This is a genomic window from Bacillus lumedeiriae (assembly GCF_044891285.1).
Classification (GTDB): Bacteria; Bacillota; Bacilli; order Bacillales; family Domibacillaceae; genus Pseudobacillus; species Pseudobacillus lumedeiriae.
The window spans coordinates 1-18,613 of sequence record NZ_JAUIYO010000001.1 but is presented as its reverse complement, the minus strand read 5'-3'; the positions used below and the strand labels follow the sequence as shown (position 1 = coordinate 18,613).

Genomic DNA, 18,613 nt, shown 5'->3' with positions numbered 1-18,613 from the left:
AGGAGAAAGAAATGAGTCAAAGAAGAATCATGATTGCCGGCACAGGAAGCGGAGCGGGAAAAACGACCGTCACACTCGGTTTATTGGCTGCTTTTCACGCAAGCGGGCGTACTGTGCAAGGATTTAAGTGTGGACCGGATTACATTGATTCGGCGTACCATACAGCTGTTACCGGCAGACCGTCCCGCAATTTAGACAGCTGGATGATCGACCGGCAGACGGTTAGGGACATTTACGCTAGAGGAGCAGCGGATGCCGATCTTTCTATTGTGGAAGGAGTCATGGGGTATTTCGATGGAAAAGACCCTTTGAACAACGAAGGCAGTTCAGCTGATATTAGTGAGCTTCTCGATTGTCCAGTATTGTTAGTCGTCAACTGTGCCAGCATGGCGAGAAGTGCGGCGGCGATCGTTAAAGGTTTTCAAGCGATGGATCCATCCGGAAGTATTGCTGGAGTCATTGCAAACAGAGTAGGAAGTGAAAGTCACTTTCATATCGTGAAAGCAGCCATTGAACAGGAATGCGGAGTTCCTGTCGTTGGTTATTTAAAGAAAGAATCCACGATTGCTATTCCTGAACGCCATCTCGGTCTCGTGCCATCTGTAGAAAGAGGAGAATTGTCTGGGTTTTTCGGTGGGCTTGGTGATCTTGTTTCCTCTACGTTTGATTTGGATGCTATTTGGAATCTAGCTCAAGCTCCTAGAATAACAGAAAGTGAGCAGTCGATCTTTAAACAAAAACAAGAAGTATCAGTAAAGATCGCTGTTGCGAAAGATGCGGCATTTAATTTTTACTATAAAGAAAACTTTGAGCTGTTAGAAGCAAGCGGAGCCGAGCTCTTATTTTTCTCACCGCTTGCAAACGAAGCGATTCCAAAAGAGGCTGACGGCTTATATATTGGCGGCGGTTTTCCAGAAGAATTTGCTGCTCGTCTGGCGGAAAATGAAGCAGCTAAAGCCTCGGTGCAGCATTCCATTGCAGAAGGCATGCCCACACTTGCGGAATGCGGCGGTTTTATGTATTTAACAAGCTCCATTGAAGATACAGAAGGGGATGTTTATCCGATGACCGGAGTGATTTCCGGCAAGGTGACGATGCAAAAAAAACTAGCCGCTCTCGGTTACCGGGAGTTAACGGGAATGCACTCGAATTTTCTTTTGCCCGCTGGAGAAAAAGCGCGCGGCCATGAATTTCACTATTCTACTTTTAGCGGGGAACAGATATTGCCAGCGGCTTGGAAATCGACGGGAAGAAGTGGAGAAAAAGAAGAAGGGGCTGCGACGCAGCATTTAGTCGCCGGCTATTCTCATATTCACTTTGCCTCTTCACCAGAAATGGCACGCAGGTTTGTTAGAGCTTGTCGAGACTATCAAACTAATCAGAGGAATGAGAACGATGCTCTATCCAGCCATGCTTAACTTGACTGCTAAAAAAGTGGTTGTTGTTGGGGGCGGCCCCGTCGCAGCCCGAAAAGCAGCTTCGTTAATTGCCGCTTCAGCCATCGTTGAAGTAATTAGTCCGGAAATATCAGAAGCAATGAATGAGCTGATTGATCGTCATCAAGTGAAGTGGAAACAAAAAAAGTTTTCCCCAGAGGATTTGGCCGATGCGTTGATTATTATTGCAGCGACGAATGACAGAGAAGTAAACAAAAGTGTTCAACAGAATGCAAGTTCCTTTCAGCTCGTCAATCTTGTTGATAATCCAGCAGAGAGTGACTTTTTTGTTCCGGCTTCTTTTCAAAAAGGCAAGCTTTGTATGGCGGTAAGCACAAACGGCGCAAGTCCAAGCGTGAGTAAAAATATTATTCGAGAGTTACAACAGCAATTTGATGATCATTATGTGGATTATTTAAATTTTTTGGAACATTGCCGGACGGTCGTTAAACAATCATTTTTTGATTCTTCCATAAGAAAAGTGATTTTAAAAGAGCTTGCCAGTCCCGCTTTTGCCGAGAAGGCGAGAACGGCCTCCTCTATGGAAAGAAAGCGCCTATTTACAAATTTATTAAAGGATTGGACGGATCAATAATGAGAAAAGGAAAGGTATTTCTAGTTGGCGCAGGGCCCGGTGACCCGAAGCTGATTACGGTAAAGGGAATGGAATGTATTCAACAAGCCGATGTGATTGCCTATGACCGGCTCGTGAATAAAGAACTGCTTACGTATGCCAAACAAGATGCTGAGCTGATTTTTTGCGGCAAGCTTCCCGGCAGACATGCCCTTATTCAAGAGCAGATTAACCAGCTTTTAGTAGAAAAAGCAGAACAAGGGTTGACCGTGACCCGTCTCAAAGGAGGAGACCCTTGCGTATTTGGCCGGGTTGGGGAAGAAGCAGAGGAGCTGGCTAAGAGAAGCATTCCGTTTGAGATCATCCCAGGCATTACAGCTGGAATAGCAGCCCCTGCCTACGCCGGAATTCCAGTCACTCACCGTGATCACGCGTCAAGTTTTGCGATTGTCACTGCTCACGGACGGGAACAAAAAGGGGAAGATCATATTAATTGGCAAGCGCTCGCACAAGGGATGGATACAATTGCTTTTTACATGGGAATCGGCAATTTACATCATATATGTGAACAGTTAATTCATCACGGAAAGCCAGCTTCTACCCCGGCAGCGATCATCGAATGGGGAACGACAGCAGCTCAGAGGACTGTGACAGGTGAACTTTCGACCATTGAGCAAAAAGCGAAAGAGCATCACATCACGAATCCAGCGATTGTACTCGTGGGAGAGGTCGTTCAGCTGAGGGGAAAAATTAACTGGTTTGATGAGCAGTCTATTGAAGTGAAACATGATCCTATATTGATTAAATAAGACGGTAAGAGGTGAAGAAATGCATAACATGAATAGAGCAGCGATCGCAATAGCCGTTTTCGCTTGTTATTTTTGGCTGAGTTCACTCCAACCCGCATTTGCCATGCATATTATGGAGGGATTTCTTCCATTAAAATGGGCTATTTTTTGGTGGGTCATTTCTATTCCATTTATAGGAGCAGGCATGCGATCCATTCAAAAAACAATTAAAAAACATCCAGAAACGAAAATGATGCTAGGCCTGGCAGGAGCATTCGCCTTTGTGCTGTCCGCGTTAAAAATTCCATCTGTGACCGGAAGCAGTTCACATCCGACAGGGGTAGGTCTTGGCACGGTATTGTTCGGTCCGCTGGCCATGGCTGTACTTGGAACGATCGTTTTATTATTTCAGGCGCTGCTGCTTGCACACGGCGGTTTAACGACACTTGGAGCGAATGCTTTTTCAATGGCGATCGCTGGACCACTTATTACATATGCCATATATAAAGGATGTAAAAAACTAAAACTCGGTTTGACCGCGGCCATATTTTTAGCGGCCTTTTTTGGTGATTTAGGCACATATACGGTGACTTCTTTACAATTAGCTCTTGCTTTTCCAGCAGAAGTTGGAGGAGTCACTGCGTCGTTTGCTAAATTCGCTGCTATTTTTTCAGTCACCCAGCTATCGCTTGCAGTATGTGAAGGGATTTTAACTGTTGTGGTCATGAATTGGCTGATGAAATATAACGAAAACGAATTAAAGCAGCTGAGCATTACAGTGAAGGGGGCATAAACAATGAAAAATATTTTTTTACTCGCACTCGTTGTTCTCTTAGCTGTTCTGCCTCTCGTGGTCAATCATTCAGCGGAATTTAACGGGGCGGACGGCGAAGCAGAAGAAGCGATTACAGAAATCAGTCCTGGCTACACACCGTGGTTTGATTCTCTTTGGGAGCCGCCGAGCGGAGAAGTGGAAAGCCTGCTGTTTGCCTTGCAGGCAGCGATAGGAACATTGTTTATCGGTTATTTTATCGGCTCCAGCCGCATGAAAAAAAAGCTAGAAGAGAAATCGGCTGAACGTCTGGGATGATGCTAATTGATTATTATGCTCATCACAATCGTTTTTCGCGCTTTCATCCGGTGGAAAAAGCATGGTTTGCTTTTTCCCATTTATTTTTAGTGCTGTTTTTAAAACATATTTTTGTTTCTGCTTTTGTATTTTTTTTGATGGGGGCAGTTGTTGTGTGGGGCGCTAGGATTCCTTGGCGGCGGTACCTCGCTCTGCTGAGTCTGCCGTTTCTCTTTCTTATTTTAAGTATTCTCCCTCTTGTTTTCTCCATCGCGCCGGCGGGAACAGAACCAGCAGCGCTGATTCGAAGCAGCAGCTTTGGCGGATGGTTCGTATACATTTCTCTTTCTTCTGTTCAACAGGCCGCTGGTTTATGTTCGTCTGCTTATGCGGCGGTCAGTTGTATGTATTTTTTTATTTTAACGACCCCTTTTCACGGAATAGCACTAACCATGAACGTGCTGCGAGTGCCTCCGCTGTTTATTGATCTGGCTGCAGTGACGTATCGGTTTATTTTTGTGTTCATTACGAAAGCGGAAGAAACGTATAAGGCTCAAAAGTTAAGAGGCGGCTATAGTCATTGGCGTTCCTCCCTCCGTTCGCTGTCCGCTTTAACAGCAAATTTATTCGTCCAAACAATGAGAGAAGCAAAAGAAGTACAAATGGCAGTAGATGCCCGCGGGGGAGCTGATGCGGCAGGGGAACAGACGCATAGCTACGTGTTGAGACCTAGAATATGGGGAGTCACTTTGCTGTTGTTTTCCCTCTCATGCTGCATCGGTGTGTTTTTTTAGAAGGAAAAAAAGGATGGCGTGTCATGATTGAATTAAAAAGCATTAGTTATAAATATATAGATGGAACGAAGGCGCTGGACAACTTGTCACTAACGATTACACCCGGGAGAAAAATTGCCGTGCTTGGCAATAATGGAGCGGGAAAGTCGACGCTTTTCCTTCATCTGAATGGCCTGCTGAAGCCGGCAGAAGGTCACATTTTATTGAACGGGGCCCGACTCACGTATAAAAGAAAAGAATTACAAGAGTTAAGGAGAGAAGTAGGCCTCGTTTTTCAACATCCGGATACCCAGCTTTTCTCTCCAACTGTTCGTGAAGATGTGATGTACGGACCTGTCAACTTAGGATGGACGAGTGAACGGGCCGAACGAGCGGCGAGGGAGGCAATGGAGGCAGCAGGTGTGTTGGAATTTCAGCATAAGCCGCCTCACTTCTTAAGCATTGGGCAGAAAAAGCGGGCGGCCATTGCCAGCGTTGTCGTTATGAAACCCAAACTGCTCATTCTTGATGAACCAACAGCAGGACTGGACCCTTTTTATACAAAGAAAATGATGCAGCTGCTGACAGAGCTGCACGATGAGAAAACAACGATCATGCTTTCTACACATGACGTCAACTTTGCTTATGAATGGGCAGATGAAGTATTGATTATGCAACAAGGAGGTGTGCGCGCGTTAGGCAGAGCAGAAGATGTTTTTCAGCAAAAAGAGCTGCTTGCGGAGTGTAACTTAGAGCCGCCTTGGGTGCTGGAAATATTCACGGCTCTCCAAGGAGGAGAAAAAGAGAAAAACGTGGCAGCACCAACATCAAAGAAAGAACTGCTCGAATGGATCAAAAATAACAAATAGAAATAGTAATAACTTCATAAAATGTATAATCTTTATGAAAAAGTGAACAGTTGTTTATAGGAGTAAATAACTGTTTGATATGTGAAAAGGTACCAATTTAACAAGGAGATTGATATGATAAACAAGGTGCATCTTCTTTATTTGGAGATGGGCACGTAAGGATTACTATGCACTCATTTTTAGGGGGTCATCAACATGCAAAAGTACAGACGGAGAAATACTACCGCCTTCACAGTGTTGTCCTATTTTACGCTTTTTGCAGGAGTTTTCTTGTTTAGTATCGGTCTTTATAATGCAGATATGGAGCTCAATGAAAAAGGCTATTACATCGCCGTGATGATTTTGGTGGCTGTGGGCGCGATTTTGACGCAAAAGGTGACGAGAGATAATGTGGAAGATAATGAAATCATTGCCGAACAGGAAAGGCTGGAAAGACAACAGGGTATGTCCAAAAAAGTGGATTAATGATCGGGCAGAGAATGAAGGCTGACTCAAAAGGACGAAATCCTTTTGAGTCAGCTTTCTATACGGTTAGACGATTTTTGCTTGAGATTGAATGATACCTAAATGCAAGCCTTCGTGGAACAGGGCAAAATTTAGCAAGTCATCAATCGTTTCTAATGCTAATGGGCCAATTTTAATAGTAGCTGCCGGCTGATCAGACAAGCGGCCTTCAAAATGCGCTTGAATCCGAGCTTTTTGTTGGGTAAGCAGCTCGATAACTTCTTCTTTAGAAGGAACTGTTTCCGGCCAGTCGGAAGGCTTCGTACCCATACCGAAAAATGGCGCATACTTCTCTGCGTCTGTTTGTAAATCTGGAGCCGCTGCTTTCAATAACGTCTCTAATGATACATAAATGTGTCCGGCATTCCATTTAATCGTGTTAGAAAACCCTTCAGGCTGTTGATCCCATTTACTTTCATCAATATTTGCAAGTGCATTCACTGTTGCTGTTCGAACGAAATCAAAACGCTCCCAAATTGCCACGAACATCTCCTCCTTTTATACGATCCCTTTTATTATAAAAGAAAAAATAAAAAAAGCCCGTTTAACGACTTGCCATATGTAAGATTGTAATGAATCATATCTTTATGATCATCCTGAAAGTTCCCTAAAGAGGACTTGTTTACAATTAGATAATATCAAATTTGACTAAATATTCAAAAAATATTTTCCGGGAAATGTTTTAGTTGACAGAAGGAAGAGGAGAGTTGTAAATGGAAATTATTTTGATCAGACATGGAAAGTCAAGCCATACAGATACAATGGGGATGACATGTTCACAATTCTCTAAATGGATCAATGATTATGATGCGGCAGGAATTACTAAAGAACTATCGATACCCCAACAGACAAAAAAGAAAGCACAAGAAGCAAAGCTGATTGTCACTAGTAATTTGAAGCGATCCATCCAATCCGCTCAGCGGTTAAACATCCATGCTCCTATCGTATCCGATTCTCTTTTTCGGGAAGCAGAAATGCCTGTTGCAGCCCTGTCTTTCTTTCCTATGAAAGCACCGCCGTCTTTCTGGGCATTCTTTTATCGCTGTGCGTGGCTGGCGGGGTATAAAGGGAATAAGGAATCGATGAAAGAGGCGCAGCAAAGAGCTGTAAAGGCGAGTGAGCAATTAATTCATTTAGCAGCCCAATATGATCAAGTGCTAGTAGCAGGACATGGGATTTTCAATCGAATGATTGCCCGCGAGTTAAAAAGAGCAGGGTGGTCGGGTGCGAAAAAAACTAGCCGGAAGCATTGGGATTGTACGATCTATACATTAAGAGGAAAAGGGGAAGTAGAGGATGATAAAGTTTCAGGTGCCGCCATTAAATAAAGAGATGGGTATACAAGTAACGAACTATATTCATACATTAACAAAGCCCATGGGGAGTTTAGGGAAATTGGAGTTATTTGCGATTAAATTAGCAGAAATGACAGGTGTGCCCTTTCCAGAAGTGTCACCACCTGGCGTTATTGTATTTGCAGCTGACCACGGAATCACACAAGAAGGGGTCTCTGCTTTTCCACAGGAAGTCACCGTGCAAATGACAGCGAACATGGCGAATGGCGGGGCAGCGATCAATGTATTCAGCCGGCAGATCGATGCGAAGTTTAAACTAGTAGATGTAGGAGTAGCTTCAGATATAGTAACTGAAGGCATCATACATAAAAAGGTTAGAAAAGGGACAGCAAACTTTTTACATGAAGAAGCGATGACGAAAGAAGAAGCTGTGCAAGCTATTTCCGTCGGTTACGAAGAAGCGAAAAGCTTGATTGATGAAGGCATTAAGTGTCTGATTGTCGGAGAAGTAGGGATCGGCAATACGACGGCCAGCAGCGCGGTGCTAACTACTTTAACAAACGCTGATCCAGCAGAAATTGTAGGCCGGGGGACTGGGATTTCAACAGAGCAGCATGAACGAAAAGTAGACATCGTCAAACAAGCTGTACATAATAGACAGCCAGATCCACGAGATGCCCTTGATATTTTATCTAAAGTAGGAGGACTGGAAATGGCCGCAATGGCTGGCGCGATGTTAGCCGCAGCAGAAAGAAGAGTACCTATTCTTCTTGATGGCTTTATTTGTACCGTTTCTGCCTGCATCGCACGTCTGCTGGCTCCTGCGTCGTCTGATTATATGATTGTATCCCACCATTCAGCTGAACCAGGGCATACGAAAGCGATGAATCATTTAGAAAAATCGCCTATTTTGCAGCTGAATATGCGTCTGGGAGAAGGAACAGGGGCAGCCATCGCTTTTCCTATTCTTGAATCTGCTGTGAGAATGACAGCAGAAATGGCTACTTTTGAAAGTGCAAATGTGACGAATAAAGAAAACGATAAAGTAAATGTGAAAGGATGAAAAAAAGCAGTTAGAACAATTTCCCGCCTCTCCATTGTGCAAGAGGCGGTTTTACAATTAATTATTGTTTGTTCTTTTTCTTGAGCCATTCTTTATATTCGGGTTCGGTATACTCATCCGTTTTTACAACAGTCCAGCGGCCATTTTTAACCTTTAGGGAGATCTCTGTTAAAAGCTCCCCTCCGGACTCAATGTAATCATTACGCAAATAACCAATACCGCCATGAACGAGGACAATGACCTCTTCGTCGGTTATGACTTTTACCTTCATTCGATCACGACTTTCTATACTGTAATTGGCGTCTATCAATTTAAAACCTTTATTTAAGGATTCAACTTCATCTTTTTCTACATTGATACCTTTCTGAAGATCATAATCTCCCTTTAAATCTGGATACTGATTCCAAAGAAGATGAATATCGTTATTTATCACTGCTTGTGTTCTGTAATACATATATGTCATGACAATCTTATTATATTTCATCCAATCAGACGGTTCTGGTTCAATAAAACCATCTATATCCTCTTCTACATTCTGATTCACCGTTGTAGCTGCATGTTGTTGGCATCCAACTAAAGAAAATACAATAACGGCCATTAAAATTCTAAAAAGATATTTCCTCATATCTCCCTCCACATGTTCACATAACATTATAAAATTAAAGTCTTTTCTTTAATCAAGTATAAAGGAAGTTTACTTCGAGGTAAATATTTCCTTTTTAGGATTAAAAACAAAGAGGAATTGGCGTATGATGTAATTGGAGGTATGGACCATTATAGGGGAAACTAGGAAGAGCTGTTTGAAATGATTACCGGTAAGAAATGAACTAAGATTCACTCTTTATAAAAAATAGTAGAATAGTAGTCATTTCAGATTGACAGGATGATGCAAAGTTTTTTGTGCTATAGTTTTAAATGATTTAATCAACGGAGTATATTGCTTTGAGGAGACATGTTATGAATGATAGGAAGGGTGTATTAGAAAGGCGGCTTCAACATGAAGGGCTTCGTTCGGTGATACCGAATGTTGAAGATTGTAAGCTGCGCTTCGTTTATGAACAAAAAGACCAGTTGTTCGAATGGCTTCTTTTTGAAAAAGAACATCAGAATTATGGCTGTTTGATTGAACATCAAGCTGATCAAATGAACATATCTTCTAACCTAAAGATCATTGAACAATGTCAGTCATATGAACTAGATGTACAGGCATTGTTGAAGGTTGCTGATTTGTTTTTCAACTCCCAAAGAAACAAAAACTGGCAGCCGCTTTCTCAAAAGAAAAATAAACGGTTTGAAGCATTCCAGACGTGCTTAGAAATTTTTTCTTTTTTAAAAGAATCTAAAGATGGACTGGCAGCTGTTCAAATGGAACACAAGGAAGTAGAATTTGTTGTCTCCCTTTTTAAGAGATTACGAGAACTTGATGAGATGGGGAAGAATCAGCACCATTTACTTTTGTGGCGAAAGACTGAACTTTTCAATCAAAATGAGCGGCTTCAGTTTCTGAAAGGCTTGCACTCTGCTTTTATTATTTTTCGAAAGCTTGCAAAGCTTCCTTTCCACGAGGCCTATCAGCTTGGTATTCCACAAATAAGAATGATGACAAGATTGAGATGGCGCTGGCTGCATTGGCAAGTATATACATATTGGCATGATGAATACTTTTACTTATTTAGCCGCTGGAAATCAAACCCGAATGATTTTGAAACGATGCAGCAAACGTTATTGAATGTAACGAATCCAGTAGTCTCTCGCCTTTATCCAAAGGAGATCAATGTCTTAGATCTGACGCTTTCATGTAAGGATGAGCTTTTTCGTTTCCAAAAGGAGGCGGGCTTATGATTTTTACGTACTTTTTGATTATACTTGGAAGCATCCCGATGATTCTATTTCTATTTGCACTGATCGAACATCGCCATTATCGGATTCTTTTTCGGCATTTGCTTATTTGTGCCGTTATATGGCTTGTGGTATACGGAATAGCTGCCATGCTCAATTTCCATTATTGGTCCGTCTACCAATTGCCGTTTTTGCCGAAATGGGAAGAAATAAAAATCATGTTGTTCGTCGTGGGGGCTTTATTTGCGATTGTTGTCATGATCGCTATCCTGACAGGGCTTTTCATGCGGGTTCATTTTCGAAAATGGTTTGCAGACCAAGGTAAGCTTTTTTTGGTTATGGGCACTTTATGTTTGAATATCCTTGTTATGTTTATTTTCATTATGCCAGCGGGACAAAAGTATGATTACAGTGTTATTTTAGATTATGCAGAAGACCAAATTAAAGAATTTACTCCTTCTGAAAACAATCCGGTTACGGCAGTTTTGGCTGCCTCTCAGCAAAACTGCTTTTCACGCTCATCATCCTGCCGACATTCTAGCTACGATAATTTAGTAGTAGTTAAAAACTTTAAGGACCAAGGATTGTGGGTTCGAATGGAAATTGCCTTTTTAAACCGCGACAATGAAGTGATGGATGTTTTTAGATTTGGTCCTGTTTATCTACAAGCGGGGGAGACCGTCCCTGTTGTGTCCAAATATGAAGTGGAAAACTCAAGCATTTGGGATCGCTGGACGAACTTTACAGAGGACCGTACTGCTTCTATTCAATATCGATATCAGTGGAAGTCTGATTCTTAAGGAAGAAACTTTCCCTTTTTAGCTTAGAGTCTGTTAGAAGAGACAAATAGGTTGAAAGCGTGTCATTTGTTGGATTGATCGAATGTTAAAACCAAACAATCCTGAAAATCGAGGTTATGATTTGCTTCTAGTCCTCGTAGATTTAATCGTCAGTTGGTTAATCAATAAAACTATAGAGCGCAATTCTTGTACAGGGGATTGTGTTCTTTTTAATTAACACCCTGAACTTAATAAGAAATCTGTTTGTTTAGCATGGCTTACTTGATACAAAATGCGCAGTAAGTAATGTGAAAAAGTGAATCCCTCTTTAATTATAGAGGGACGTTGTTAGTAATATAGCGGCTGTCGATTCTGGCAAGGAGGAAACCTATTTATATCTTGGATCATACGATAATCATACTGTTTTAATGCAAATTGAGATCTATACAAATATTCCAGAACAAAAATTTTTCCTCCAGATACATTGCATAAAATACCTGAAGTTCCTTGACCGTTAGATAACGCGATTCCGACAGGCTGACCAATTAAGCGCCTAATGTTATTTTGCCACGGCATGTTGATCCCTCCTTTAAATACATCTTATGTATCCAATAGTATTAGGTGCTTGTAAAGGCTCTGTGGTTAAAAAGTATGTCATATTTCGTGAAAACTGTGCAATAAAGTAGTGGGATTTTTTAAAAAATAGCATCATTTTCTTTCAAATTTATATAAGAAATTCAACATCTTCAACCGTTGATCTATACACTTAAAGAGGCTTTTACTATTTCAACTCCCTTGAAGATATACATATGTACATTTTCCTGACTCTGCTCCTCTGCAGCTAGATTTCAAAAATACCGCGAGTTTCATGAATTTTTGATATAATTAATGAACAACAATAACAAAATTTTTAAAAAAGTATCTTATGGTTTAACTTGAAAGAGGAGGGGCATTCTTGAAAATTCGTCTGGGACTCTTAGGGGCGTCAGACTCCTTGGAAATTATCCAATCTGTTGTAAATAAATATCCGGAATTTATTTGTACATCCCTTGAATGTTTAACAGAAGAGGACTTAATCGAAAAAGTACGGCCTCATTTAGATGAAATTGATATGTGGCTTTGTTCGGGCCCCATCACTTATAAAATCGTTCAGGACTGGAAAGGGATTGAAGTCCCTGTTTTTTATGTAACGTATAGCGGGTCTACCCTATACAAAACAGTATTGCGAGTATTATATGAACAACAGGTTGAGGTGGATGAGATTAGCTTTGACTCTTGTAATATTTCTGCCTGGGAGCATGCATTACAAGAGGCAGGAATAAAAACTAAACCGAGATTTGTAGAATCCGAGATGATTAGTTTAGAAGGGCTGGTAACATATCATTTCGAGCTTTGGAAAAGCGGCCAGACGAAAGCAGCTGTCACTGGCCATCCTATCGATCATGAACTTCACCGCCTCGGCGTTCCTGCTTATCGAAGCCTTCCTTCAACAATGGCGATCGAGGCAGTATTAACGAACATTCTCCGCACTTACGAAATGCTGCATTTTAAGGCTACTCAAATTGCTGTGCAGATCATTGAAATTGATTCTTTTTTAGGATTGAAAAAAGATTCATTTTCAACAGATGAAATTTTTAGAATTGAGCTTAAGTATATGGAAAAGCTGCTATCCTATACAAAAAAAGTGCATGGATCCATTAAGCCTTCGGGATTTGGACGCTATGTTATTTTTACCACTAGGGGATTATTACAGGATGTAACAGGGAACTTCAGCCACATACCAGACATCAGCAATCTTGATGAACTTAGCAAAGAGGCAGTTACCTGTGGAATTGGTATTGGACAGACTGTATATGATGCCGAAATTAATGCAGGAAACGCTTTATTACATGCAAAGGAATGCGCAAAAGGCACATGGATGGTTTGTTTTGATAATAAAAAAATTGCAGGTCCATTAGGGAAACCAGAGCAGCTTACATATTCCTATGCATCAAAACAATTGGAATCGATAAGCCGACAAACTTCACTTAGCGTGATCACATTAAATAAGTTAAAATCTTCTCTAAAGAAGCTTTCAAGTGACAAGCTGAATGCAAATGAGCTTGCAAAATATATGCAAATACCTCCAAGAAGTGCCCGTAGAATTTTAACAACACTTGAGCAGAATGGATTTGCACAGGTCGTTGCTGAGGAAAAGCCTCACACACGCGGGAGACCTCGAAAAGTCTATAGGATTTCTCCATTTTAATATTGTTAAATGATGAGATTCCCGTGTAAATGCGCTTAGTTAATAACTGATTTGCGGCTTGTAGCTGTAAAAAGAGCACATTCTCAGAATGTGCTCTCCGTTTTTTAAATTCGAACTTTATATTCCTTTACTTCTGGTGGTAATGGACACACGTATTCTTCCCCATCACGACGCTCCACAAGCTCCTGCTTTGCTTCTTCAATCATCTCCGGGTGATGGAGAACTTCGGCAGCGGTTGCTGCCATAATTTTCCCTGCATGGAGCATTCCTTTATGGGCGAGAGAAGTCGTTCCGGTAGCGACGATTTGCCATGTATGAAGGGGGGTTCCGAGCGGTTCGCATACAGTCATACATTGTGCGGTCGGAACAATCCAGCTCACATCTCCCACATCTGTTGAACCTGCCATAAAAACATTGGATGTAAATGGATTAATGATGTCCGCTATATCTTTTCCTGCCAATTCTCGATTCTGTTGAACTTCAAAGTTTTTGTCTGCCTCTGCCAGCGTGGCGCGAATCGCTTTAGCAAATTGCACTTCCTCATCCGAATATTCTGGTACACCTAAAGCTAAGAAATTATCATACATTATTTTTTCTAATGTTGTGTTCGGAATCACATTCGAGAGTGCTGAAGCCAAATCGATTTCTACCTGGGTGCCGGTCATCAGAGCCGCACCTCTAGCAATCTCGCAAACCCGCTGATAAATTTCTTCTGTTTGCGAGACTTTTGGTGCTCTCACAAAATATAATACTTCCGCCTCCGATTGGACTACATTGGGAGAAAGTCCGCCAGTATTTGTGATCGCGCAATGAACGCGTGCTTCAGGAATAATATGTTCACGTAAATAATTGACGCCGACATTCATTAGTTCTACCGCATCAAGAGCGCTTCTTCCTAAATGAGGGCTGGCTGCTGCGTGCGCGCTTTTTCCTTTAAATTTAAAGTAAACTTCATAACAAGCAAGTGTTGCCACAGACATGATGTTATTGGTTGTCCCTGGGTGCCACGTGAAGGCAACATCCACGTCATCAAACACACCCGCTCTTGCCATAAACGTCTTACCGCCGCCGATTTCTTCTCCGGGACAGCCATAATAGCGGACCGTTCCTTTAATGTCATTTTCCTTCATATAGTCTCGCAGGGCGATAGCGGCAGCAAGTGAACCTGTTCCTAGTAAGTTATGGCCGCAGCCGTGACCATTTCCGCCAATTTTCTCAGGAGCAAATTGGGGAACACCGCCAGATTGACTGAGGCCTGAAAGAGCATCAAATTCTCCTAAAAATGCTATAATAGGATTTCCACTGCCAAAACTACCAACGAAAGCGGTATCAATATTTCCTATACCTTTTTTAACAGCAAATCCTTCTTCCTCTAAGGCTTTACAGAGTAATTCAGCTGATTGAAATTCTTCAAAACCTGTTTCAGCATAACTCCAAATTTTATCACTTATTTGAATAAGCTTTTCTCGCTTTTTTTCTATTATTTTTGATAATTGATGACGATAGTCCATGTTCTTCACCTCTTGTAGTGTAATCTTTTCAACTCAATGTAAACAATCCTTTTTATTGATTTAAACGCTTACATCTGAGTCGTTGCTTGCAATAATGTTAGTATTATTTTTCGGTAATCTAAATACTAAAGCACCAATGAATACGATAACTAATGATCCAATCAGGAAGAAGAAGGCTGCTTGAAAGGATCCGTTAAATGCATCTATAAGTGCTCCCATCGTTGTCGGAGCAATAAAACCTGCTAACCCGCCGGCAAAGTACATCGTTCCCATAAATGATCCAGTGATATTTTGTGATACATATTTGAGTGGAATAGTTATAATAGCCATAGCAATTGCTGAATCTCCAATAGAAAAAATACTTTGATAAGCAATAGCCACTTGAATAGAGGGTGCCTTAAACATTAAAAATAAACAAAGTCCTGAAATAACCGCACCAATTAAGATAATAATCTTCTCTTTGCCTGCTAAAGATTTATCAATTAGATAGCCTGTTAAAAGAGCTGCCAACAAACCAAAGGCTTGTGGAATCATCGCAAGAGAACCAACTGTTTTTAAGTTTAAACCACGTGTTTGCTCCAAATAGGAAGGCAGCCATGAAGAGAAACCCCAATGCACAACACTTGAACAAAAATACATAATGACAATGGTCCATAGAAGCTTACTTCGATATAAGTCTTTCATTGGAATTTTTGGAAGGCTATCACCATCTTTTGTTGTGTTGACGACCTTTGGAGGGTTGTAATATTTAAATAATAGTAGTGTGACAATGAGACCGATCCCGCCTACAATATAAAACATAACACGCCAGCCCCAAGTATCGGCAATTAAACCAGCTGCGTATAAAGCCAACACACCGCCGATTAACTGACCAGCAAATAAAAACGATTTAGCTCTTGCGCGAACCTCTCTTTTATAAATCTCCGTAATAGCCACGCCACTGCCTGTAGGCAATCCTCCATCTCCTAATCCAAGAATAAATCGGATCGCTAAAATTGTTAAAAATGATCCGGCCATACCTGTTAACAGCGAAAATAGAGAGATAATGAAAACGGCTATGACAATAACTTTTCTAGAACCAAACTTGTCCGAAATCCATCCCGCAAGCAGGGTCATACACGCACTGCTTAACCAAAAACTGCTAATTACCATGCCGCTCTGTGTTTGTGATAGGTGCAATTCTTTACTAATAGGTATGATTGCGACATTCATACCGAACAACGTTAATGAATCAACAAGCCAACCTAAAAATAGTAGTGAAAAAATAAAGTTACGTTTACCTTTGCTTATTTGTGCATGAACCATGGGTATCACTCGCTTTCTTTAAATTAAACAATGCAATTAAATACGTTTTGTTCCTCCTTTTATTTACGGTTAATAAAGGTCATGACCATAATTTTATACGGAATATTAGCGATTCGCAATAGATTATTGAATATTTTAAATAGAAAAATTTGAGATTCATTGTAAGGGCGGCGAAGTCCAAGTTTTTACATTCGAAAATTATTGATTTTAAAAGTATATTTGCTCATTGTCGTTCGCAAAAATATACTTTTACGAACGGTTTTTAGTAGAATTATAGAAAAAGGAACCGAATGAGGGAGATAAAAATGGACGTTCGAAAATTTAGATACATACGAGTCAGCAGCAAAGATCAAAGTGAAGGGCGGCAACTTGTAGCCATGAAGGCGAAAGGGAGCGCGGCAATATGAGGGGATTGATGTTGCTCTGAAAATGGTGTGGCTTTTGGTCGGCTAAAGGTTCGGGTAACGGAAGGGGCTAAAGAAGTATACCATCAATGGAAAGCAGGGGAAATGACAGCAGTGAGGGCTGTGCAGGAAGCAAAGAGACGGTTCTTGTGCTTCACCAGCAAGTGAATGAAGCAGTAGAACCGTCCCCGTGTATTCTATCCTCAATTTAATTTTCGTAGATAACTTTATCGTTCACAATTGTCTTAAGTACTTTGATTTCTTTAATTTTTATAGGGTCAATTGTTAACGGATTTTCTTCCAAAATAACAAAGTCTGCAAATTTTCCTTTTTCGATTGAGCCTTTTTCATTTTCTTCGAAGTTTTGCCATGCTGCATCACTTGTTACTGCGCGAAGTGCCTCTAATGGTGTGATTCTTTGCGCTGGACCGATCACCTTGCCGCTTCTCGAAGTCCGGTTAACAGCAGACCATACTGCCTGCAGCGGGTCCATTGGGGTAATGTGAGAATCAAGGTGAATGCTAAATTTAATACCACGATCAATGGACGATTTAAGAGGACTCATCATAGAAGCTCGTTCAGGCCCCATGAATATATCCCTGTGCTGATCGCCCCAAAAGAAGGTATGGGAAACAAAATATGATGGTGTAACACCCAGTTTTTTCATTTCATCCAATTGATCTAATCTAGCCATTTGAGCATGCTCAATACGATGTCTGGTATCTTTACGCGGATACTTCTCCTGGGCAGTACGGAAGGCGTAAAGAATATCATCAATTGCTGCGTCTCCGTTACCATGAATCGCAACTTGATATCCAGCCTTATGCAATTCTATTACTCGCTTCGTTAATTCCTCACGACTTGTCGCCGGATATCCCCGATAATTTGTATCATCTCCAGGAGGCACATGATATGGTTTACTTAAATAACCGGTGTACCCTTGAATGGATCCATCATGAGATAGCTTCACAGGGCCAATCTTCAACATATCACTACCGAAACCTGTTACAAAACCGCCTAATTCACCAGAGGTTATAGCGCCGCCAAACCCAGCACCCATGGCTGTAACCCTTAACGGAAGCAAACCTTGCTTTTGATATCTTTGTAAATCAATAAGACCCTGTTTATTTGCTCCAGCTATAATCGAGGTCGTTACACCTTTTGAGATATAATCCTGGACGGCCTTTTTAAACGATGCAAGATTTTCCTCTTCTGTAACAACAGGGATATGCTTGCTTACAAGACCTTTAGCAGATTCCTCTAATACTCCAGTCGGTTCTCCTGTCTTAGGGTCCTTTACGATTACCCCGCCCGGTGGATTAGGAGTCTCTTTTGTAATTCCTGCCAATTTAAGTGCAGCACTATTAGCTACCGCTAAATGTCCGGAAGTATGTCCGATATAGATTGGGTACTCCGTCGATACCTTATCCAGATCTTCACGTGTCGGGTGACGTCCTTCCACTAAAAGTGTCTGATCGTACCCTCGCCCGAGTATCCATTCACCTTCATGGGTTTCCATCGCTCGATCTTTCAAGGCAATGATCAGATCATCAATATTTTTAATAGGACCTACCGGTGGGCTATTTAAATTAACTTGAACAGTTCCATCCATTCCGGAGCTTGGAAAATGACTGTGGGCATCATAGAATCCCGGCAGTATCACTTTATTCTTTAAATCAACGACTTTCGTTTGCCGTCCCTTTAACTTGCTAATTTCCTTATTTGAACCAACAGCAATGATTTTTCCGTCCTTGACTGCTACGGCTTCGGCAATAGCAGCATCTTTATCCATGGTGATAACTTTTCCGTTAAAGTAAACAGTATCAGATGCGAGAGGATCAAGATGGCCTGGAAGTGTACCTGAAGAAAAGCCTACTAATGCAAGCGCAAAAACTAGGGAAAAGATAAACAAATTTCTTTTACTTAAAAAGTTTCTTTTCAAGAAAAAACCCCTTTTCTGATTTAAGATCCTTTCCATAACACCCCTTGATTTATGTCATATACACTGATGAGGTTCTAAGAAATATTTCATTCAAACAACTAGAAAGAGATCACCCCCTACTAAATGGTGTTAAAAAAGTTTCATAAACATCATGATGTCAGTACCAGTTGTAAATATATTACATTGAATATTCAGAATATTTCATGAGGCTATA

The 18,613-nt window shown here is 41.2% G+C and carries 20 protein-coding genes and 1 pseudogene; 15 read left to right on the top strand and 6 right to left on the bottom strand.

The genetic code is table 11. The features are described 5' to 3' along the window. Window positions 1-11: 11 nt before the first annotated feature. The 8 genes from QYG89_RS00105 to QYG89_RS00070 all read left to right on the top strand — a co-directional run bounded on the left by QYG89_RS00105 (window position 12) and on the right by QYG89_RS00070 (window position 5,974). Window positions 12-1,418 carry a cobyrinate a,c-diamide synthase gene (locus tag QYG89_RS00105; RefSeq protein WP_404313601.1) on the top strand — a complete coding sequence of 469 codons (1,407 nt, stop codon included), beginning with the start codon at window positions 12-14 and terminating at the stop codon, window positions 1,416-1,418. After that, window positions 1,396-2,031: a precorrin-2 dehydrogenase/sirohydrochlorin ferrochelatase family protein gene (locus QYG89_RS00100; RefSeq protein ID WP_404313600.1), complete on the top strand. Its 636-nt coding sequence runs from the start codon at window positions 1,396-1,398 to the stop codon at window positions 2,029-2,031. The genes QYG89_RS00105 and QYG89_RS00100 overlap by 23 nt, the downstream gene beginning before the upstream one ends. Beyond that, entirely contained in the window at window positions 2,031-2,819 is a 789-nt protein-coding gene (gene cobA / locus QYG89_RS00095) for a uroporphyrinogen-III C-methyltransferase (protein WP_404313599.1), read from the top strand. Before QYG89_RS00100 ends, cobA begins: the two co-directional genes overlap by 1 nt. 28 nt (window positions 2,820-2,847) lie before the next feature. Then, window positions 2,848-3,591, top strand: a complete 744-nt coding sequence (locus tag QYG89_RS00090; RefSeq protein WP_404314549.1) for an energy-coupling factor ABC transporter permease — start codon at window positions 2,848-2,850, stop codon at window positions 3,589-3,591. Window positions 3,592-3,594: 3 nt separating this feature from the next. Beyond that, complete coding sequence (locus QYG89_RS00085; protein ID WP_404313598.1) at window positions 3,595-3,888, top strand: energy-coupling factor ABC transporter substrate-binding protein; 294 nt, start codon at window positions 3,595-3,597, stop codon at window positions 3,886-3,888. After that, complete coding sequence (cbiQ, locus tag QYG89_RS00080; protein ID WP_404313597.1) at window positions 3,885-4,661, top strand: cobalt ECF transporter T component CbiQ; 777 nt, start codon at window positions 3,885-3,887, stop codon at window positions 4,659-4,661. The genes QYG89_RS00085 and cbiQ overlap by 4 nt, the downstream gene beginning before the upstream one ends. A 23-nt stretch (window positions 4,662-4,684) precedes the next feature. Beyond that, window positions 4,685-5,509 (top strand): energy-coupling factor ABC transporter ATP-binding protein, encoded by an 825-nt coding sequence (locus QYG89_RS00075; RefSeq protein ID WP_404313596.1) that lies wholly within the window; start codon window positions 4,685-4,687, stop codon window positions 5,507-5,509. A gap of 195 nt (window positions 5,510-5,704) precedes the next feature. After that, complete coding sequence (locus QYG89_RS00070; RefSeq protein WP_404313595.1) at window positions 5,705-5,974, top strand: YiaA/YiaB family inner membrane protein; 270 nt, start codon at window positions 5,705-5,707, stop codon at window positions 5,972-5,974. A gap of 66 nt (window positions 5,975-6,040) precedes the next feature. On the opposite strand, the gene QYG89_RS00065 is transcribed toward QYG89_RS00070, so the two are convergent. After that, window positions 6,041-6,496: a DinB family protein gene (locus tag QYG89_RS00065; protein ID WP_404313594.1), complete on the bottom strand. Its 456-nt coding sequence runs from the start codon at window positions 6,494-6,496 to the stop codon at window positions 6,041-6,043. 230 nt (window positions 6,497-6,726) lie between these two features. Between QYG89_RS00065 and QYG89_RS00060 the strand changes: the two genes are divergently transcribed. Both QYG89_RS00060 and cobT read left to right on the top strand, forming a co-directional pair. Further along, window positions 6,727-7,341 (top strand): histidine phosphatase family protein, encoded by a 615-nt coding sequence (locus QYG89_RS00060; protein ID WP_404313593.1) that lies wholly within the window; start codon window positions 6,727-6,729, stop codon window positions 7,339-7,341. Beyond that, entirely contained in the window at window positions 7,310-8,371 is a 1,062-nt protein-coding gene (cobT, locus tag QYG89_RS00055) for a nicotinate-nucleotide--dimethylbenzimidazole phosphoribosyltransferase (RefSeq protein WP_404313592.1), read from the top strand. Before QYG89_RS00060 ends, cobT begins: the two co-directional genes overlap by 32 nt. Window positions 8,372-8,432: 61 nt before the next feature. Here the strand turns inward: cobT and QYG89_RS00050 are convergent, their stop codons facing one another. Next, entirely contained in the window at window positions 8,433-8,996 is a 564-nt protein-coding gene (locus QYG89_RS00050) for a hypothetical protein (protein ID WP_404313591.1), read from the bottom strand. 332 nt (window positions 8,997-9,328) lie between these two features. Between QYG89_RS00050 and QYG89_RS00045 the strand changes: the two genes are divergently transcribed. Next, window positions 9,329-10,213: a hypothetical protein gene (locus tag QYG89_RS00045; RefSeq protein ID WP_404313590.1), complete on the top strand. Its 885-nt coding sequence runs from the start codon at window positions 9,329-9,331 to the stop codon at window positions 10,211-10,213. Then, on the top strand, window positions 10,210-11,010 hold the full coding sequence (locus QYG89_RS00040) for a hypothetical protein (protein WP_404313589.1): 801 nt from the start codon (window positions 10,210-10,212) through the stop codon (window positions 11,008-11,010). Before QYG89_RS00045 ends, QYG89_RS00040 begins: the two co-directional genes overlap by 4 nt. A gap of 327 nt (window positions 11,011-11,337) precedes the next feature. Here the strand turns inward: QYG89_RS00040 and QYG89_RS00035 are convergent, their stop codons facing one another. Next, on the bottom strand, window positions 11,338-11,565 hold the full coding sequence (locus QYG89_RS00035) for a hypothetical protein (protein WP_404313588.1): 228 nt from the start codon (window positions 11,563-11,565) through the stop codon (window positions 11,338-11,340). A gap of 379 nt (window positions 11,566-11,944) precedes the next feature. Here QYG89_RS00035 and QYG89_RS00030 point away from each other — a divergent pair, with 379 nt between their 5' ends. Continuing rightward, complete coding sequence (locus QYG89_RS00030; protein ID WP_404313587.1) at window positions 11,945-13,237, top strand: helix-turn-helix domain-containing protein; 1,293 nt, start codon at window positions 11,945-11,947, stop codon at window positions 13,235-13,237. A 104-nt stretch (window positions 13,238-13,341) separates the two neighbouring features. Here QYG89_RS00030 and QYG89_RS00025 read toward each other — a convergent pair whose 3' ends face one another. Further along, window positions 13,342-14,748, bottom strand: coding sequence for a M20 family metallopeptidase (locus QYG89_RS00025; protein WP_404313586.1), 1,407 nt, complete (start codon window positions 14,746-14,748; stop codon window positions 13,342-13,344). A gap of 60 nt (window positions 14,749-14,808) precedes the next feature. Further along, window positions 14,809-16,053 carry an MFS transporter gene (locus tag QYG89_RS00020; RefSeq protein WP_404313585.1) on the bottom strand — a complete coding sequence of 415 codons (1,245 nt, stop codon included), beginning with the start codon at window positions 16,051-16,053 and terminating at the stop codon, window positions 14,809-14,811. Between the two features lie 305 nt (window positions 16,054-16,358). Between QYG89_RS00020 and QYG89_RS00015 the strand changes: the two are divergent. Continuing rightward, window positions 16,359-16,445 (top strand): annotated as a pseudogene (locus QYG89_RS00015) (recombinase family protein); the annotation flags it as partial. Between the two features lie 101 nt (window positions 16,446-16,546). Beyond that, window positions 16,547-16,669, top strand: a complete 123-nt coding sequence (locus tag QYG89_RS00010) for a hypothetical protein (protein WP_404313584.1) — start codon at window positions 16,547-16,549, stop codon at window positions 16,667-16,669. Here the strand turns inward: QYG89_RS00010 and QYG89_RS00005 are convergent. Then, window positions 16,666-18,399, bottom strand: a complete 1,734-nt coding sequence (locus QYG89_RS00005) for an amidohydrolase (RefSeq protein WP_404313583.1) — start codon at window positions 18,397-18,399, stop codon at window positions 16,666-16,668. The genes QYG89_RS00010 and QYG89_RS00005 overlap by 4 nt on opposite strands. Between the last annotated feature and the right edge of the window lie 214 nt (window positions 18,400-18,613).

Coding starts and splice junctions, on each gene's coding strand:
- QYG89_RS00085 (WP_404313598.1), top strand. CDS start 3,595: ATGAAAAATATTTTTTTACTCGCACTCGTTGTTCTCTTAGCTGTTCTG.
- QYG89_RS00040 (WP_404313589.1), top strand. CDS start 10,210: ATGATTTTTACGTACTTTTTGATTATACTTGGAAGCATCCCGATGATT.
- QYG89_RS00010 (WP_404313584.1), top strand. CDS start 16,547: ATGGAAAGCAGGGGAAATGACAGCAGTGAGGGCTGTGCAGGAAGCAAA.
- QYG89_RS00090 (WP_404314549.1), top strand. CDS start 2,848: ATGAATAGAGCAGCGATCGCAATAGCCGTTTTCGCTTGTTATTTTTGG.
- QYG89_RS00050 (WP_404313591.1), bottom strand. CDS start 8,996: ATGAGGAAATATCTTTTTAGAATTTTAATGGCCGTTATTGTATTTTCT.
- cobT (WP_404313592.1), top strand. CDS start 7,310: ATGATAAAGTTTCAGGTGCCGCCATTAAATAAAGAGATGGGTATACAA.
- QYG89_RS00035 (WP_404313588.1), bottom strand. CDS start 11,565: ATGCCGTGGCAAAATAACATTAGGCGCTTAATTGGTCAGCCTGTCGGA.
- QYG89_RS00020 (WP_404313585.1), bottom strand. CDS start 16,053: ATGGTTCATGCACAAATAAGCAAAGGTAAACGTAACTTTATTTTTTCA.
- QYG89_RS00070 (WP_404313595.1), top strand. CDS start 5,705: ATGCAAAAGTACAGACGGAGAAATACTACCGCCTTCACAGTGTTGTCC.
- QYG89_RS00100 (WP_404313600.1), top strand. CDS start 1,396: ATGCTCTATCCAGCCATGCTTAACTTGACTGCTAAAAAAGTGGTTGTT.
- cobA (WP_404313599.1), top strand. CDS start 2,031: ATGAGAAAAGGAAAGGTATTTCTAGTTGGCGCAGGGCCCGGTGACCCG.
- cbiQ (WP_404313597.1), top strand. CDS start 3,885: ATGATGCTAATTGATTATTATGCTCATCACAATCGTTTTTCGCGCTTT.
- QYG89_RS00105 (WP_404313601.1), top strand. CDS start 12: ATGAGTCAAAGAAGAATCATGATTGCCGGCACAGGAAGCGGAGCGGGA.
- QYG89_RS00025 (WP_404313586.1), bottom strand. CDS start 14,748: ATGGACTATCGTCATCAATTATCAAAAATAATAGAAAAAAAGCGAGAA.
- QYG89_RS00060 (WP_404313593.1), top strand. CDS start 6,727: ATGGAAATTATTTTGATCAGACATGGAAAGTCAAGCCATACAGATACA.
- QYG89_RS00045 (WP_404313590.1), top strand. CDS start 9,329: ATGAATGATAGGAAGGGTGTATTAGAAAGGCGGCTTCAACATGAAGGG.
- QYG89_RS00075 (WP_404313596.1), top strand. CDS start 4,685: ATGATTGAATTAAAAAGCATTAGTTATAAATATATAGATGGAACGAAG.